Annotated in this window: 17 protein-coding genes; 10 read left to right on the forward strand and 7 right to left on the reverse strand. The window is 69.1% G+C overall.

The features are described from left to right. Window positions 1-25: 25 nt before the first annotated feature. Genes ACFYTQ_RS09000 through ACFYTQ_RS09010 form a run of 3 tightly spaced genes read right to left on the reverse strand, consistent with a single transcriptional unit; the run spans window position 26 to window position 2,560 of the window. Complete coding sequence (locus ACFYTQ_RS09000; protein WP_387358491.1) at window positions 26-355, reverse strand: hypothetical protein; 330 nt, start codon at window positions 353-355, stop codon at window positions 26-28. A gap of 24 nt (window positions 356-379) precedes the next feature. Beyond that, window positions 380-2,092 carry a hypothetical protein gene (locus ACFYTQ_RS09005; protein ID WP_387358493.1) on the reverse strand — a complete coding sequence of 571 codons (1,713 nt, stop codon included), beginning with the start codon at window positions 2,090-2,092 and terminating at the stop codon, window positions 380-382. Between the two features lie 6 nt (window positions 2,093-2,098). Beyond that, the gene (locus ACFYTQ_RS09010) at window positions 2,099-2,560 is read right to left on the reverse strand and encodes a YbaB/EbfC family nucleoid-associated protein (protein ID WP_387358495.1); all 462 of its coding nucleotides are present in this window, start codon (window positions 2,558-2,560) and stop codon (window positions 2,099-2,101) included. 315 nt (window positions 2,561-2,875) lie between these two features. Between ACFYTQ_RS09010 and ACFYTQ_RS09015 the strand changes: the two genes are divergently transcribed. Then, window positions 2,876-3,877, forward strand: a complete 1,002-nt coding sequence (locus ACFYTQ_RS09015; RefSeq protein ID WP_387359185.1) for an alpha/beta hydrolase — start codon at window positions 2,876-2,878, stop codon at window positions 3,875-3,877. A 1,019-nt stretch (window positions 3,878-4,896) separates the two neighbouring features. Here the strand turns inward: ACFYTQ_RS09015 and ACFYTQ_RS09020 are convergent. Beyond that, window positions 4,897-5,313, reverse strand: a complete 417-nt coding sequence (locus tag ACFYTQ_RS09020) for a hemophore-related protein (protein WP_387358497.1) — start codon at window positions 5,311-5,313, stop codon at window positions 4,897-4,899. Window positions 5,314-5,424: 111 nt separating this feature from the next. Next, complete coding sequence (locus ACFYTQ_RS09025) at window positions 5,425-6,255, reverse strand: NAD(P)H-binding protein (RefSeq protein WP_387359187.1); 831 nt, start codon at window positions 6,253-6,255, stop codon at window positions 5,425-5,427. Window positions 6,256-6,392: 137 nt separating this feature from the next. Here ACFYTQ_RS09025 and ACFYTQ_RS09030 point away from each other — a divergent pair, with 137 nt between their 5' ends. The 6 genes from ACFYTQ_RS09030 to ACFYTQ_RS09055 all read left to right on the forward strand — a co-directional run bounded on the left by ACFYTQ_RS09030 (window position 6,393) and on the right by ACFYTQ_RS09055 (window position 11,551). Further along, a complete protein-coding gene (locus ACFYTQ_RS09030) occupies window positions 6,393-7,403 on the forward strand; it encodes an adenylate/guanylate cyclase domain-containing protein (protein ID WP_387359189.1) in 1,011 nt (336 codons plus the stop codon). 610 nt (window positions 7,404-8,013) lie between these two features. Beyond that, on the forward strand, window positions 8,014-9,012 hold the full coding sequence (locus ACFYTQ_RS09035; RefSeq protein ID WP_387359191.1) for an ATP-binding cassette domain-containing protein: 999 nt from the start codon (window positions 8,014-8,016) through the stop codon (window positions 9,010-9,012). Further along, window positions 9,009-9,848 (forward strand): ABC transporter permease, encoded by an 840-nt coding sequence (locus ACFYTQ_RS09040; RefSeq protein ID WP_387358499.1) that lies wholly within the window; start codon window positions 9,009-9,011, stop codon window positions 9,846-9,848. Before ACFYTQ_RS09035 ends, ACFYTQ_RS09040 begins: the two co-directional genes overlap by 4 nt. Window positions 9,849-9,903: 55 nt before the next feature. Beyond that, window positions 9,904-10,101, forward strand: a complete 198-nt coding sequence (locus ACFYTQ_RS09045; protein WP_387358501.1) for a hypothetical protein — start codon at window positions 9,904-9,906, stop codon at window positions 10,099-10,101. 36 nt (window positions 10,102-10,137) lie between these two features. Continuing rightward, a complete protein-coding gene (locus ACFYTQ_RS09050; RefSeq protein ID WP_387358503.1) occupies window positions 10,138-10,665 on the forward strand; it encodes a peptidylprolyl isomerase in 528 nt (175 codons plus the stop codon). Between the two features lie 13 nt (window positions 10,666-10,678). Beyond that, window positions 10,679-11,551, forward strand: coding sequence for a rhomboid family intramembrane serine protease (locus ACFYTQ_RS09055; protein ID WP_387358506.1), 873 nt, complete (start codon window positions 10,679-10,681; stop codon window positions 11,549-11,551). Between the two features lie 7 nt (window positions 11,552-11,558). Here the strand turns inward: ACFYTQ_RS09055 and ACFYTQ_RS09060 are convergent, their stop codons facing one another. Then, entirely contained in the window at window positions 11,559-12,005 is a 447-nt protein-coding gene (locus ACFYTQ_RS09060; protein ID WP_387358508.1) for a PH domain-containing protein, read from the reverse strand. 87 nt (window positions 12,006-12,092) lie between these two features. Next, entirely contained in the window at window positions 12,093-12,356 is a 264-nt protein-coding gene (gene crgA, locus ACFYTQ_RS09065; protein WP_387358510.1) for a cell division protein CrgA, read from the reverse strand. A 163-nt stretch (window positions 12,357-12,519) separates the two neighbouring features. Here crgA and ACFYTQ_RS09070 point away from each other — a divergent pair, with 163 nt between their 5' ends. The 3 genes from ACFYTQ_RS09070 to ACFYTQ_RS09080 are packed head-to-tail and all read left to right on the forward strand — an operon-like array spanning window position 12,520 to window position 14,308. Next, window positions 12,520-13,158 carry an aminodeoxychorismate/anthranilate synthase component II gene (locus ACFYTQ_RS09070; protein WP_387358512.1) on the forward strand — a complete coding sequence of 213 codons (639 nt, stop codon included), beginning with the start codon at window positions 12,520-12,522 and terminating at the stop codon, window positions 13,156-13,158. 23 nt (window positions 13,159-13,181) lie between these two features. Beyond that, on the forward strand, window positions 13,182-13,865 hold the full coding sequence (locus tag ACFYTQ_RS09075; protein ID WP_387358514.1) for a RibD family protein: 684 nt from the start codon (window positions 13,182-13,184) through the stop codon (window positions 13,863-13,865). Continuing rightward, on the forward strand, window positions 13,862-14,308 hold the full coding sequence (locus ACFYTQ_RS09080) for a dCMP deaminase (RefSeq protein WP_387358516.1): 447 nt from the start codon (window positions 13,862-13,864) through the stop codon (window positions 14,306-14,308). The genes ACFYTQ_RS09075 and ACFYTQ_RS09080 overlap by 4 nt, the downstream gene beginning before the upstream one ends.

Raw genomic sequence — 14,308 nt, forward strand, 5'->3', positions numbered from 1 at the left:
CCGTGCGCTGCGGGTGCGGGGCGGATCAGTGGAACGGTTGCGCCGAACCGCTGTCGGTCTTGCCGAGGAAATCCGCGGCGGTGCGCTGGCCGTTCGCGAACTGCTCGAGCGTCTCGCCCATCCCGTCCGTGCCGGAGAGCAGATTGTCGCGGGCCTTCTTGTAGCCCTTGTCGCCGTCGGCGAACTTCTTGCCGGTCTTGTCGTTTCCCCAGGGCCGGTTGCCGCCGTCGGATTCGATGCCCGCGAGGGCGGTGCGCAGATCCGAGCCCACCTTCCGCACCTTGGTGGCCAGATCCGCCGTGACCTCGGCGGCACTCCTCAGCTGTTGGGGATCGACCTGGACCTTGTCCGCCATGACTGCTGGCACCTCGTTCTGGTGTTATTCGGTGGGGGGTCGGAACGCCACGTCGACATCGGGAGTCGGTTCGGGCGGCACCCACTGCTGCCACCGCGGCGCGCCGGGCGCGTCGTAGTGGGCGGGCAGGGGTTCGATGTAGGGCACCTGTTTCGGCCGGGTCTTGGCCTTCATGTCCTTGCCCGCGCCCAATTCCTTTTCCGGCGTGGGCGGTTCGGGCGCGGGATGCGTGCCGCTGCTGCTCGACGAGTGCGTGCTCGAACCCGACGAACCCGACGCGCCGCCGCCGTGACTCGAGCCCGCCGGTCCGGCCGTCACCGTCGGATGCGCGCCCGAGGGCCGCCAGCCGCCGTCGACCGAGGACGACCACGAGGTCGGCGGGGTGCCGCCGGTCCATTCGCCGGGCCGGGTGGGCGCGGGCGCGCCGTGGCTCGAACTTCCGGACGAGATGCTGGACGGGGCCGTGTGGAACGATCCGCCGCTGCTCACCGGCCGCGGCGCCGAGCCGTCCGGCGCGGTCACGAACGAACCGCCCGAACTGGCCGTGACGAAGGATTGCTCGTCCCCGCTCGACGAGGTGGGTCGCGATGACGAACCGCTCGAGGACGAGGATCCGCTCGAACTCGCGGGCGGCGGCGCGGGCGGTCCGCTCGGCGGCTTGTTCTGCGCGCCCTGCCTCATCCAGAACGGGAACCGCGGATCGGAGCTGCTGATCGGCGTCCACTTGGTGAAGCCGCCACGCGCGCCGCCCACGATCGCGCCGCGCGACGCGCCGCCGACGTAGCCGGTCGGCGAGGCGAACGAGGACAGATCACCGGTCACCGCGGCCGCGCCCAGATTGCCGAAAACCGAACCCACGACACCGGATCCGGCCCCGATGCTCGCACCGTAGAGCACCGAGCCGCCCGGCATCTTCGTCAGCGCGTCGCCCGCGAACTTGTTCAGGCCCAGCCCGGCGTAGCGCGCGAACTCGCGGCCGGGGATCGTGCCCGCGATCGAACCCACCGCCGAGGCCCCGAACTCCTTGGCGTTGAAGGTGCGTCGCTTGCCGTCGGCCATCTGGCCGAGCTGCACGGCGGCGTTGAGGCCCATCGAGGTGACGCCCGACTCCAGCGCCTTCACCGAGTACACGCCGACGCCCTTGGCGGTCGGCAGTACGAACCGGCCCGCCGCGAGCTCCTTGAAGAAGTAGCGCGACGAACTGCCGGTGGCCGCCTTCAGCTGCGCCCGCGTCGCCAAACCCAGCTTCCCGGCGAGCTTTTCGATCGCGTTCGCCACGAAGTCCTCGAACACCCGCAGGAACGATCGCGTCGTCGAGATGGCTGCGGCCTCGACCGCGGGCGCGGTCGGCGGAAACAGCCACGCCCACAGGATCTCCGCGGCCAGCCAGGCCAGGCTCACGATGACCGTGATCTTCGTGGACTGGAGCTCGGTGCCCATGTCGAAGGTGGAATCGGACACGGTGTGCAGCAGTTCGGCCAGCGACTCGATGGACTGATCGCCGGTTCGCAACTGGTCGAACAGCTTTCCCATCTCCTCGGCGGCCTTGCCGTCGGGATAGGCGGCCATCGTCTTCCGCTCGGCCTCGTCGACCTCGGCGAGCAGGGCCTTCAGGTCCTCGCTCGCGGTCTTCCAGGCCGCCGACACCTTCCACATGGCGTCCTCGTCGCCGTCCGGCCAGGTGGTACCGGCGACCCAGGCCAGCCAGCGCAGCCCGTGCGGTAGGTCCAGGGACATCGCCGGTTACCAGTCCTGGTCGGCGATGAGCGAACGGGTCACCGAACCGTCGCCGGGGGTGCGCGGATCGGGCCGGGTGGTCGGCGGGGGCGGGGCGACCGGCAGCATCGCCCCCAGATCCGGTGCGCCCTCTACGATCTCGGACAGTTTGGGCAGCCGCGACTTCTTCTCCAGCAGGGGCTCCATGAGTTCGCGGCCGCGGCGCAGCACCTCGGTGGCGGCGGCCTGGACGGCGGCGGTCATGCCCGCGGCGATCTCGTCGTAGGTCAGATCCGCGATGTCCTCGGCGAAGGCGATGTCGATGAGCAGGCCGTCGGCGTTGACGGTGACCTGGATCCGCTTGTCGCAGACGGTCGCGGTGGCCGTCAGCAGGGAGCGCTGCCGCTGGATCTCGGCGATGCCACGCAGTTGTTCGTCCAATCCCTCGAGCATCGTCGCCATATCGGCCTGCAAGCGCTCGTTGACCATCGGCTCCTCCGTCGTCTGCCCCGTGGGACAGGACAGCGCATCTCGTTGAACTTCCGGTGCAGCACAGGGAAATTCGGTGAGACGCCTGATTCAACCTTCAACACGGAGGAGTGCCGCCGGGGCCGCGCGTCCCCGCGCGGCGAAATTGTCCAAAGTGCCGTTGCCGCACGGAATGCCGTGTTTTCCGCGCGGGTGTGTCGTTGCGCGAGCACACAATTGCGATGCTGGAAGCTGGAGCGCATGAATTGGACCGAAAGCGCGGAAACACTCGCGTCCCGCTGTACGCGTATCGTGGCCAATGCCGCCGTGGCCGGAATGCTCGCCGGTGTTCTCGCCGCCCTCGGCGCGCCGGCCGCGAATGCGGATCCGGCCGCTCATCCGGAGCGAATCGCCGCCGCCACCTCGGCCGACGGTTCGAAGATCACCGGCGTCGAACGCGTCGACGATCGCAATATCCGGCTGCAGGTGTACTCCGCGGCCATGGACAACACCTTTCCCGTGGAGGTCCAACGCCCCACGGACAGCGCACAATCCGCGCCCACGCTGTATCTGCTGAGCGGGGTCGACGGCGGTACGAATGCGGCCTCCTGGCAGGCGCAGACCGATGTGCGGCAGTTTCTCGCGGACAAAAACGTCAATCTGGTCATGCCGATCGGCGGCCGGTTCAGTTATTACACCGACTGGGTGAACGACGATCCGGTGCTGGGCCGCAACAAATGGAAGACGTATCTGACCGAGGAATTGCCGCCGCTGATCGACACGGCGCTGAACGCCAACGGCGTCAACGCGATCGCGGGCATCTCCACCTCGGGCACCTCGGTGCTGAATCTGCCGATCGCCAAGCCCGGCCTGTACCGCGCCGCGGCGGCCTACAGCGGGTGCGCGCAGGTGAGCGACCGGCTGGGGGCGGCGTTCGTGCGGGGTATCGTGACCGCGTTCGGCGGCGGGAACGTGAACAATATGTGGGGCCCGCCCGGTTCGCCGGAATGGCAGGCCAACGATCCCTATGTGCACGCCGACGAGCTGCGCGGGGTGGATCTCTACATCTCCTCGGGCAACGGCATGCCGGGTAAATACGACGTGCTCGACGGGCCGCGCTCGCTGCCCGGTCCGGACGGGCTGGCCAATCAGCTCGTCATCGGCGGCCTGATCGAGGCGGCCACCAACTACTGCACCCACAATATGCAGGACAAGCTCACCGAACTCGGCATTCCGGCCACCTTCGACTACACCTCGGGCACGCATTCCTGGGGTTACTGGCAGGACGAACTGAAGCGGTCCTGGCCGGTGCTCGCCCGCGGCCTCGGTCTGGCCTGATCGGTTCACGCTCGTTCGATTCCACCGCCGTGCCGCGTCGTCTCGCGGCACGGCGGTTCGCTTTTCCCTTGTGGCGCAGGGCAAAACGAAGGCGGGTCGGTCGCCCTCCGGATGGCGACCGACCCGCTGTGCTTCGGGGTGCGTCAGATGATCGCGACCAGCGCGCCCAGCAGAATGCTGGCGAAGGTGCCGACCGCGGCGACGCCGATTCCGAGCATGCTTCCGACGAGAGGCAGCAGCATTTGTCGATCCTTTCGATGTTGGTGAGAACGGGATATTTCCGATCCGGGCGCCGAGCGGCGCCCGGGGTACCACGAACTAGACGATGGCGACGATCGCGCCCAGCAGGATGGACACGAAGGTGCCCACCGCGGCGACGCCGATACCCAGGATGCTTCCGGCGAGAGGCAACAGCATGAGAGTGCTCCTTCTTTCGTTCGGTTGATTTGGGTCGTGCCGAGAAGAGGACGACTAGACGATGGCGACCAGTGCGCCCAGCAGGATGCTGACGAAGGTGCCGACGGCGATGACGCCGAGTCCGAGGATGCTTCCGACGACGGGCAGCAACATGAGATGGTTCCCTTTCCGTAGAGATCGAACGTGGTGTGCATTCATCCATCAATTCGCCGCCGTATCGGAGACCGCAACGACGTCGTCGAGCAGCACACCCGCTAATACCGCCGCGGAACGGTGGCGGGTGTGCGTCGAGCCGGGAAACCTTTACGCCGGGGTTGGCTTTCGCGTCGATGTGACGCTCGTGCGACGAATCCAATGTCGCTGGTTATGGGACGCCGAGGAGACTACCGACAAAGGGAGACGCACGATTCTTCCTTCCTGGTTGTCCAGCTCGTGTCCGACCAGCAGCAGTGATCATGCCAACTACGGCGTTGTTTCAGATGAACCGTCTCGGCGTGTCGGAAACTTGCTCGAGACAGGTAGAGCATACAGCCGGAAAACGTGGGAACCGAGCGGTCTTACGGTGTGTCCCGCCAAGCGTCCGATTGGTCCCAATGGCCGAATCAGCGCTCGGCGGCGGCCGTGTCCCCGCCCGGATACCGATGGCACGCCGTGGCGGCCTCGCGCAGCACCGTGCCGACCTCCGGCCTGGTCATCCCCAGTTCCAGCAGCCCGCCCAGGAGTTGCTTCCGGGTCTCCAACTGCTGGAACGCGCGCTGGCGCAGATCCGGCGACTGGGCCAGCGTCATTTGCAGCATCGCCTTGGTGGCGGGATTTCCGTCGAGCCGCTGCGCCGATTCCGGAGCGATGTCGTGCAATGCGGCCTCGATCTGATCGAATGAGCAGGTGGACGTCAGCAGCGGCTGCGCGTCGTCGAGCAGATCGGCGTTCGCGATTCCCGTTCCGAACAGCGCGGCACCCGTGACGAATGCACCGATCGCGAACGTGGTGACCGCGGTCCGGGCATGGGTCATCCTCATGAATTCACCCTTCGTTCGTAGGTGTATCGAATGGAGTCTGGAAGCGCTCACATGTAAACCTGGAGTGCAATCCCACTGTAATGGCTATCGAATGGCAAATGTAATCGGGGCTCATTCCGGTCCCGGCCACGCGCCCGCCGCCGCGGCCTCGTGCGCGAATTCCCGGAAATCCCGAGGTCGGCGGCCCAGAGCTTGTTCCACACCGTCCGCCGGGCGCGAGTTGCGGCCGTCGAGGACCGTGCCGAACAGATAGTCGAGCAGGCCGATCTCCTCGGCCGGAACACCGTAGGTGGTGAGACCGGCGACGAATTCGGCGCGGCCGATGGGAATGTAGGCGATCGGGCGTCCGGTCGCGCTCGCGATCTCGGCGACCGCCTCGGCGAAGGTGAGCGACCGGGGTCCGGTGAGTTCGTAGACCCGGCCGTGGTGGCGCGCGTCGGTGAGCGCGGCGACCGCGACGTCGGCGATGTCGGCGACGTCCACGAACGGTTCGGGGACGTCGCCGGCCGGGAGCGCGACCTCGCCCGCGCGGACGAAGTCGGCGAATCCGCCCTCGCTGAAGTTCTGCGCGAACCAGGCACACCGCGCGATGGTCCAGCGCAGGCCCGAATCCCGCACGATCGCTTCGCATTCGGCGGCCTCGGGCTCGCCGCGGCCGGACAACAGCACGACCTCGCCGACCCCGTGCCGCCGCGCGGCGGCGACGAGCGCGTGGATCGTCTCGGGCGCGCCGGGAGCGGCGAGATCGGGTTGGTAGGCCAGGTAGATCGCCCGTACCCCGGTGAGGGCGGCGTCCCAGGTGGCCCGGTCGGTCCAGTCGAACGGCGTTGCGGCCGAACGGGATCCGACGCGCACCGGGATCGATCGCGCGCGCAGCCGGGCGACGACGCGGCTGCCGGTCTTCCCGGTGCCGCCGAGGACGAGGACGGGGTTCGAATTCATCATGTGTCGAGTACAGCCGCGCGGACGCGGCCCGGACATGGCCCAGACGCGCGGGCGCATACGTCAGCGTCCACCGACATCGCGCTGTGACGAATCACTACGGTGGCGCCGCCGAACCGGGCCGTAAGGTCGAGGACATGGTCTCCCCGGAGATGTCGAAGCTGGTGCAGGCGGCGGTCGAGCCGTACCTACTGGCGGGGCCGCGCCGGTACGACCGGGAGGATGTGGCGCGGCAGTCGGGGGTGCCGTCGGAAATCTCACGGCGCCTGTGGGTTTCGCTGGGTTTCGCGGCGAATCCGGACGACGCGGCGGTGGAGTTCACCGAGGCGGATGTCGCCGCGGTCCGCGATTTCGCGAGCCTGGACGTGCTGGCCACGGCCGATCCCCGGCGGCAGTCCGCGGCCGCGCGCACGCTCGGGCAGTCCATGGCCCGGCTGGCGGAGTGGCAGGTCGATCTGGTGGCCGAGGAGATCGCCGACCGGATTCGCGCGATCACCGCGGCCGATCCGGACGCCGACGAGCTCGAGGCCGCGCGCCTGGCCACCGCCGAGGTGGTGACCGCGCTCGAGCGGTTGCAGACCTACGCGTGGCGGCGACATCTGGCCGCGGCGCTGACCCGCTCGATGGACGGCGGCGCGGCGGCGGGCGACACCGTGCGGGAGCTGGCCGTCGGCTTCGCGGATATGGTCGGGTACACGCGGCTGACCAGGCATCTCGATCCCGAGGAGCTGTCGGAACTGCTCGCCGCGTTCGAGACGATCACCACCGACGCCATCACCGGCAACGGCGGCTGGACCATCAAGAACGTCGGGGACGAGGTGATGTTCGCGGCCGAGGACGCCGCCGACGGCGCGCGGATCGCGCTGGCCGTGCAGGAGGCGACCGCGCGCGCGGCGCTCACGCCCGAACTGCGGATCGGGCTGGCGTACGGGGATGTGTTGCTGCGCTTCGGCGATCTGTACGGCTCGGTGGTGAACACGGCCGCCCGGCTGACCGGGGTGGCCCGGCCGGGCACGGTGCTGGTGGACGACGGCGCCGCCGCGCGGCTGGCCGACGAACCGGAGTTCGACCTGCGTCACCTGCGCGGGGTGCGTGTGCGGGGGTTCAGCAGGCTGCGGTCGCATGTGCTGCGCCGCGCGGCCCGCTGAGCGAATCGACCCGGAAATTAGGAGCGGGCCTCGGCGAAGGGGGGGAGTTAGCCGAGGCCCGCGTAAGGTCGGCCCGGGGGGGAGGGGCCGACGTGAACGATCCTACGCGACGATCGCCGATTCCGGGTGTATGAGTGGCGCCACTTTCCGAAGTTTTTTGCGGCGAGTTTTCGACGGGCCTGGTCGCTCGACGGTCGCCGTCGCGCGGTGTCGGGCGGTCCGTCGACCGAAGATGTTGTGGCACAAAAGCTTTCGTGACCGATCACAGAATCGGTGGGCGGCACGACCGCGGTTTCGCGCCCCCGGCGATGGTCGCCGGAAGTGTGCGGATCGGCGGTGACGCTCCCATCGCGCCCGATTTCCGGGCGTGTCGGCGGCGCGCGCGGGTTTGCCGCCGCGAACGAGTAGTGCACTACTCGCGATCCGCGCGGCCCCGCACGACACCATGGAGGAGGCCGCATCCCCCGGCACCCCCGAGCACCGCCGGATCCGGGATGCGGCCACCTGCCCCACGGCGATATTCGAGTGAACTTGTCGGTGCCCTCCGCAATACTGACCCCGAGTGGCCCGGCTCACGTCCATCATCCATATCGAACGGCAGGTACAGCTCATGCCCGACGCCATCATCGCCGAGGGACTGACCAAGCATTACGGCCGTCTGGTCGCCCTCGACGGTCTCGACCTGACGGTGCCCGAGGGCACGGTCACCGCGCTGCTGGGTCCCAACGGGGCCGGGAAGACCACCACCGTCCGGGTGCTGACCACGCTGCTCATGCCCGACGCGGGCCGCGCGGAGGTCGCCGGGATCGACGTGTTGCGCGAACCGCAGCGGTTGCGCGCGCACATCGGCGCCTCGGGTCAGTACGCCGCGGTCGACGAATATCTCACCGGCTTCGAGAACCTCGAGATGGTCGGCCGGCTCTACCACCTCGGCGTGCAACGCAGTAAACAGCGGGCCCGCGAGCTGCTCGACCGGTTCCGCCTGGCCGACGCCGCGGACCGGCCCGTGCGCGGCTACTCCGGCGGTATGCGGCGGCGGCTCGACCTCGCGGGCGCGCTGGTGGCCAATCCGCCGGTGCTGTTCCTCGACGAGCCGACCACCGGCCTGGACCCGCGGGCCCGGATGGATCTGTGGGACGTCATCGAGGAACTGGTCGCGGGCGGCACCACGCTGCTGCTCACCACGCAGTACATGGAGGAGGCCGACCGGCTCGCCGACGCCATCGCGGTCATCGACCACGGCCGGGTCATCGCGCGCGGCACCGCCGACGAGCTCAAGTCCCTGGTCGGCGGCGACCGCATCGAACTCACCGTCGACCACGTCGACAGCCTGGGCGCGGCGCAACAGGCGCTGGCGAGTCTGGCCGTGGGCGAGATCCACCTCGAACCGGGCCTGCGCCGCATCATCGTCCCGGTCGACGACGGCTCCCAGGCCCTGGTCGACGCGATCGGCCGGCTCACCGCGCACCGGGTGGGCATCCACGACGTCGGCCTGCGGCGGCCCTCGCTGGACGACGTCTTCCTCACCCTCACCGGGCACGAGGCCGAGGAGCCGTCCGGGGTCGACGAATCCGAACTGCAGAAGGCCACCGAGGGAGAAGCCCGATGAGCACCGCGACCCTGGCCGACCGGCCCTCGTTCACCGAACGCGTCGGCATGCTGGTGTCGGACAGCCTCACGATCACCAAGCGCAATGTCATCAAGATCCGGCGCGTGCCCGACGTGCTGATCTTCTCGACGCTGTCGCCGATCATGTTCGTGCTGTTGTTCGCCTACATCTTCGGGTCGGCGATCAAACTCGAGGGCACCTCCTACCGGGAGTTCCTGATCGCCGGAATCTTCGCGCAGACTTCGGTTTTCGGGGCCACCTTCACCGGTTCCAGCCTGGCCGAGGATATGCAGAAGGGCATCATCGACCGGTTCCGGTCGCTGCCGATGGCCCCGGCCGCGGTGCTGATCGGCCGCACGGTCGCCGACGTGGCGATCAATGTGGTGAGCCTGGTGGTGATGTCGGTGACCGGGCTGCTGGTGGGCTGGCGGATCCGCGGGTCGTTCGCCGACGCCGTGCTCGGCTACGTGCTGTTGCTGCTGTTCGCCTATGCGGTGTCGTGGCTGATGGCCGTGGTCGGACTGCTCGTGCGCACGCCGGAGGTGTTCAACAACGCCAGCTTCATGGTGATCTTCCCGCTCACCTTCATCGCCAACACCTTCGTGCCGAGCGATACGCTGCCCGGCCCGTTGCGGGCGTTCGCGGAATGGAATCCGGTCTCGGCGGTCACCCAGGCGACCCGCGAGCTGTTCGGCAACACCAGCGCGCTCGCGCCGCCGCCGGACGTCTGGTCGATGCGGCATCCGGTGGCGACCACGCTGATCTGGGTGGTGGCGATCCTGGTGGTGTTCGTGCCGCTGTCGCTGCGTCAGTTCAAGCGGACGGTCAGCCGATGAGGCACGCCGACCTGCGCTTACTGCGGGCGGCGGCGGCCTGTGCCAAAGTGGTCGCATGTCGAAGGGGAGCCCACGGGAATCCGGCCGGTTGCGCAACCGGCTCATCGTCGCCGTCGTCGTCGCGCTCGCGGGTGGGGCCGCCTGGCTGGTGGCCAACCGCCGTCCGCAACTCCCGCAACCGGCCGCCGAGCCGCCCCGGCTGGGCTACTCGACCAACGGATCGGCCCCGCACGGTGCGGTCCACGTGCCGTAGCGCCGGGTCGGCGCGGGTGCATGGCACGATGTTGCGGTGACTGCACCGAATCAGACGGCCGTGGCGACCCTGCACACCAGCCTCGGCGAAATCGCGATCGCGCTCTTCGGTAACCACGCCCCGAAAACGGTGCGCAACTTCATCGGCCTGGCCGACGGTTCCGCGCCGTACACCACGAAGAACGCGTCGGGCGGCGACTCGGGTCCGTTCTTCGACGGGGTCGAGTTCCACCGCGTGATGGAGGGTTTCATGATTCAGACCGGTGACCCGACGGGTACCGGCCGCGGTGGACCCGGTTACCAGTTCGGCGACGAGTTCCATCCGGAGTTGCGCTTCGACCGGGCCTATCTGGTGGGTATGGCCAACGCCGGGAAGGGAACCAACGGGTCGCAGTTCTTCATCACGGTGAGTCCGCAGCCGCATCTCAACCGCAAGCACACCATCTTCGGCGAGGTGGTCGATCCGGACTCCCGCAAGGTCGTCGACGCCATCGCCGCCGCGCCGACCGACCGCAACGACCGGCCCAAGGAGCCGATCGTCATCTCCACCGTCACGATCAGTTGAGCGAGACCCCCTGGTGAATCCGCAGCCGCCCGCACCGACCTGTTATCGCCATCCCGACCGCGTCACCGGTCTGGGCTGCACCCGGTGCGGGCGGCCGGCCTGTCCGGAATGCCTGCGGTCGGCCGCGGTCGGCCAGCACTGCGTGGACTGCGTCCGGCAGGCCGAGGGGCAGGTGCGGCCGGTGCGGACGGTCGCCGGGGCCGTCGCGCCCACCCGGCCGACGCCGGTGGTGACCTACGCGCTGATCGCGCTCAATGTCGCGGTCTTCGCGCTCACCGCGGCGCAGGCGGGCAGCCTGCTCGACAACGATCTGTCCCCGATCTTCCGGGACTGGACCCTGATCCCGCCGCTGGTCGGGCACGGCGAGTGGTTGCGGGTGTTGACCGCGGGGTTCCTGCACTTCGGGCCGGTGCATCTGCTGATCAACATGTTCGCCCTGTACGTGCTCGGCCGCGACACCGAGACGGTGCTCGGGCGGACCCGGTACGTGGCGGTGTATCTGGTGTCGCTGCTGGGCGGTTCGGCCGCGGCGCTCGCGCTCGCCCCGGTGCTCAGTTCCACCGCGGGCGCGTCGGGTGCGATCTACGGGTTGTTCGGGGCGATGACCGTGATCCTGTTGCGGCTGCGGCAGTCTCCGGTGCAGATGCTGGTGCTGATCGCGATCAACCTGTTCATCAGCGTGTCGCTGCCGGGCATCTCGCTGTGGGGACATCTCGGCGGGCTCGCCGCGGGCACCGCGGCCACCGCGGGAATCCTGTTCGCGCCGCAGTGGTTACAGGCCCGGTCGCCGGAGTCCGCCCGCGCGATCGGCTGGGCGGCCGTGGCGGCGGTCGCGGTCGTGACGCTCGTGGTGATCGTCGCCGCGGGAGTGCAACGGGCGCTGTGAGATTCGGCTAGGGCACCAGGCCGTGGGCGCGCATGGCGTCGAGCACGTCCTCGGGATGGGTGCCCAGGTCCCAGCGGCCGAAGATGAGCAGCCGCTCGTCGCCGTGCTGGTCGACGTCGAGTTCCAGATTCGGCACCTTGCGGCCCAACCGGCGGAAACCCACGACTCGGGCGCGCAGGATGCGCTGCGGCGGATATTCGGCCGGGCCGGTCAGTCCGCGCACGATCAGCAGCGGCGGATCGCCGGGAACGATGCGCAGCCGCGGCCGCTGCCGCAGGCCCAGGGCGGTGAGGCCGAGCAGCAGCACCGCCGCCAGGCCGATCAACAAACGGCTCGGCCCGTCGCTGGCGAGCACCGCGGCCACGATCAACGCGACACCCCCGATGCCCGCCGCGGCGAGCGCGGCCGGGGGAGTGGACCATTCGAGCCGGGACTCGGGTTCGGCTGCCGTCACGGTCCCCAATCACTCCTCGAGTTGTCCACAGGGTCATCCACAGGTGTGCATGAATGACACAGGTGTCAGGTCAGCGCGGGATCCGCGTCACCGCCACCGCATGGTCATGATCAGGCCGACGACCATCAGACCGAAGCCGATCAGGAAGTTCCAGGCGTTGAGATCGCTCATCCACTGGATGTGATCGGCGCCCAGGTAGTACACCAGCAGCCAGGCCAGCCCGGCGAGCATGAAGCCGAGCATGACGGCGACGTACCAGACCGGCGACGGACCGCCCTTGACCTTGACGGGGGTACGGCTGGCCGGGTTGATCGTGTAATCGGTCTTCTTGCGGACCTTCGACTTGGGCATGACGTCCTCGTGTTGGCGTACGGGTCTTCCGGCGGGGGCGCGGGGCCGGGGTCTGCCTAAAGGCTATCCCAGCTGCGCCGACGGATGCGGCCCGGACCGTTGTCACGAGGGTCGCCGGGTATTCCCCGCGACGGCGTGTCGGGGTGGCACGTACCCTCGAACCATGCGTGTTCTGGTCGTCGACAACTACGACAGCTTCGTGTTCAACCTGGTGCAGTACCTGGGACAACTGGGCGCCGAGGCGACTGTGTGGCGCAACGACGATCCGAATCTCGCGAACGTCGACGATGTCGTCACCGAATTCGACGGCCTGCTCATCAGCCCCGGCCCCGGCACCCCCGATCGGGCGGGGGCCAGCATCGAGCTGGTCCGCGCGTGCGCCCGGCGGCGGACCCCGCTGCTCGGGGTGTGCCTGGGGCATCAGGCGATCGGCGCGGCGTTCGGCGGCACGGTGACCCGCGCGCCGGAACTGCTGCACGGCAAGACCAGTTCGGTCTTCCATCTCGGCTCGGGCGTGCTCGCGGGTCTGCCGGATCCGTTCACGGCCACCCGCTACCACTCGCTGACCGTGCTCCCGGAGACGCTGCCCGCCGAGATCGAGGTCGTCGGGCACACCGAGAGCGGGATCGTGATGGCCCTGCGGCATCGCGAACTGCCCATCCACGGTGTGCAGTTCCATCCCGAGTCGGTGCTCACCCAGGGCGGGCACCGCATGCTCGCCAACTGGCTCGAGGTGTGCGGCGAGCGGCCCGCCGAGGGGCTGATCGAGCGGCTCGAGGCGGAGGTCGCCGCGCTGGTGTGAGCGCGGCGTGCTGTGATCGACGCATGAGCCGACCGTATGTGCTGTTGTCGGCGGCGGTCAGCGTCGACGGCTATCTCGACGACGCCGCGCCGGACCGGCTGCTGCTGTCCAATGCCGCGGACTTCGATCGGGTGGACGCCGTGCGCGCGGACTCCGACGCGATCCTGGTCGGCGCGCAGACGCTGCGGCGCGACGATCCGCGGCTGCTGGTCCGCGGCGCCGAACGCCGGGCCGCCCGCCTCGCGGCCGGGAAACCGGAGCATCCGCTCAAGGTCACCGTCACCGCGTCGGGCGCGCTCGACCCCGGCCTGCGATTCTGGCAGCACGGCGATCGAAAGTTGGTGTACACCACCGATATCGGCGCGCGGCGACTCGGTGCTTCGCTGCCCGATTCGGCCGAGGTCGTAAGCCTCGGCGAGACAGTCGATTTCGCCGCGCTGCTCGACGATCTCGGCGCGCGCGGCGTGCGGCGGCTCATGGTCGAGGGCGGCGGTCGCGTGCACACCGAATTCCTGGCCGCGGGCCTGGCCGACGAACTGCACCTGGCCATCGCGCCCATCCTGGTCGGCGATCCGGCCGCGCCGCGCTTCCTGCGTCCGGCCGCGTTCCCCGGCGGATCCGGGCGCAGAATGACATTGGCGGACGTCACCCGCGTCGGCGATATCGCGCTGCTGCGCTACCTGACAACGAACGGAACCCCACCGTGACCGATCGATTCTGGATGCATCACGCCATCGGCCTGGCCCGGCTGTGCCCGCCCAGCGAGACGGCCTTCTCGGTCGGGGCGGTCGTCGTCGACGCGCGCGATGTCGAACTGGCACACGGCTTCTCGCGCGACACCGACGCCAAGGTGCACGCCGAGGAGTCGGCGCTGAACAAACTCGGCGACGACCCGCGCCTGATGACCGCCACCCTCTACAGCACCCTCGAACCCTGTTCGCGCCGCGCGTCGCCCGATCGGCTCCCCTGCACCGAACGCATTCTCGCCGCGGGCATTCCGCGCGTGGTCATCGCCTGGCGGGAGCCGGGCACCTTCGTCGAGAACTGCGTCGGCGTCGAGCGCCTGCGCGAGCGCGGCGTCGAGGTCGTCGAACTCACCGATCTGGCCGAGGAGGCCATGTCGATGAACCGGCACCTGCGCCTGAGCTGA

The sequence above is a fragment of the Nocardia sp. NPDC004068 genome, assembly GCF_042874315.1.
Taxonomy (GTDB): domain Bacteria; phylum Actinomycetota; class Actinomycetes; order Mycobacteriales; family Mycobacteriaceae; genus Nocardia.

What these genes read in the sequence shown, in the direction of transcription:
- ACFYTQ_RS09000 (WP_387358491.1), bottom strand. Translation starts at nt 355, where the DNA reads ATGGCGGACAAGGTCCAGGTCGATCCCCAACAGCTGAGGAGTGCCGCC.
- ACFYTQ_RS09005 (WP_387358493.1), bottom strand. Translation starts at nt 2,092, where the DNA reads ATGTCCCTGGACCTACCGCACGGGCTGCGCTGGCTGGCCTGGGTCGCC.
- ACFYTQ_RS09010 (WP_387358495.1), bottom strand. Translation starts at nt 2,560, where the DNA reads ATGGTCAACGAGCGCTTGCAGGCCGATATGGCGACGATGCTCGAGGGA.
- ACFYTQ_RS09015 (WP_387359185.1), top strand. Translation starts at nt 2,876, where the DNA reads ATGCTCGCCGGTGTTCTCGCCGCCCTCGGCGCGCCGGCCGCGAATGCG.
- ACFYTQ_RS09020 (WP_387358497.1), bottom strand. Translation starts at nt 5,313, where the DNA reads ATGAGGATGACCCATGCCCGGACCGCGGTCACCACGTTCGCGATCGGT.
- ACFYTQ_RS09025 (WP_387359187.1), bottom strand. Translation starts at nt 6,255, where the DNA reads ATGAATTCGAACCCCGTCCTCGTCCTCGGCGGCACCGGGAAGACCGGC.
- ACFYTQ_RS09030 (WP_387359189.1), top strand. Translation starts at nt 6,393, where the DNA reads ATGGTCTCCCCGGAGATGTCGAAGCTGGTGCAGGCGGCGGTCGAGCCG.
- ACFYTQ_RS09035 (WP_387359191.1), top strand. Translation starts at nt 8,014, where the DNA reads ATGCCCGACGCCATCATCGCCGAGGGACTGACCAAGCATTACGGCCGT.
- ACFYTQ_RS09040 (WP_387358499.1), top strand. Translation starts at nt 9,009, where the DNA reads ATGAGCACCGCGACCCTGGCCGACCGGCCCTCGTTCACCGAACGCGTC.
- ACFYTQ_RS09045 (WP_387358501.1), top strand. Translation starts at nt 9,904, where the DNA reads ATGTCGAAGGGGAGCCCACGGGAATCCGGCCGGTTGCGCAACCGGCTC.
- crgA (WP_387358510.1), bottom strand. Translation starts at nt 12,356, where the DNA reads ATGCCCAAGTCGAAGGTCCGCAAGAAGACCGATTACACGATCAACCCG.
- ACFYTQ_RS09070 (WP_387358512.1), top strand. Translation starts at nt 12,520, where the DNA reads ATGCGTGTTCTGGTCGTCGACAACTACGACAGCTTCGTGTTCAACCTG.
- ACFYTQ_RS09075 (WP_387358514.1), top strand. Translation starts at nt 13,182, where the DNA reads ATGAGCCGACCGTATGTGCTGTTGTCGGCGGCGGTCAGCGTCGACGGC.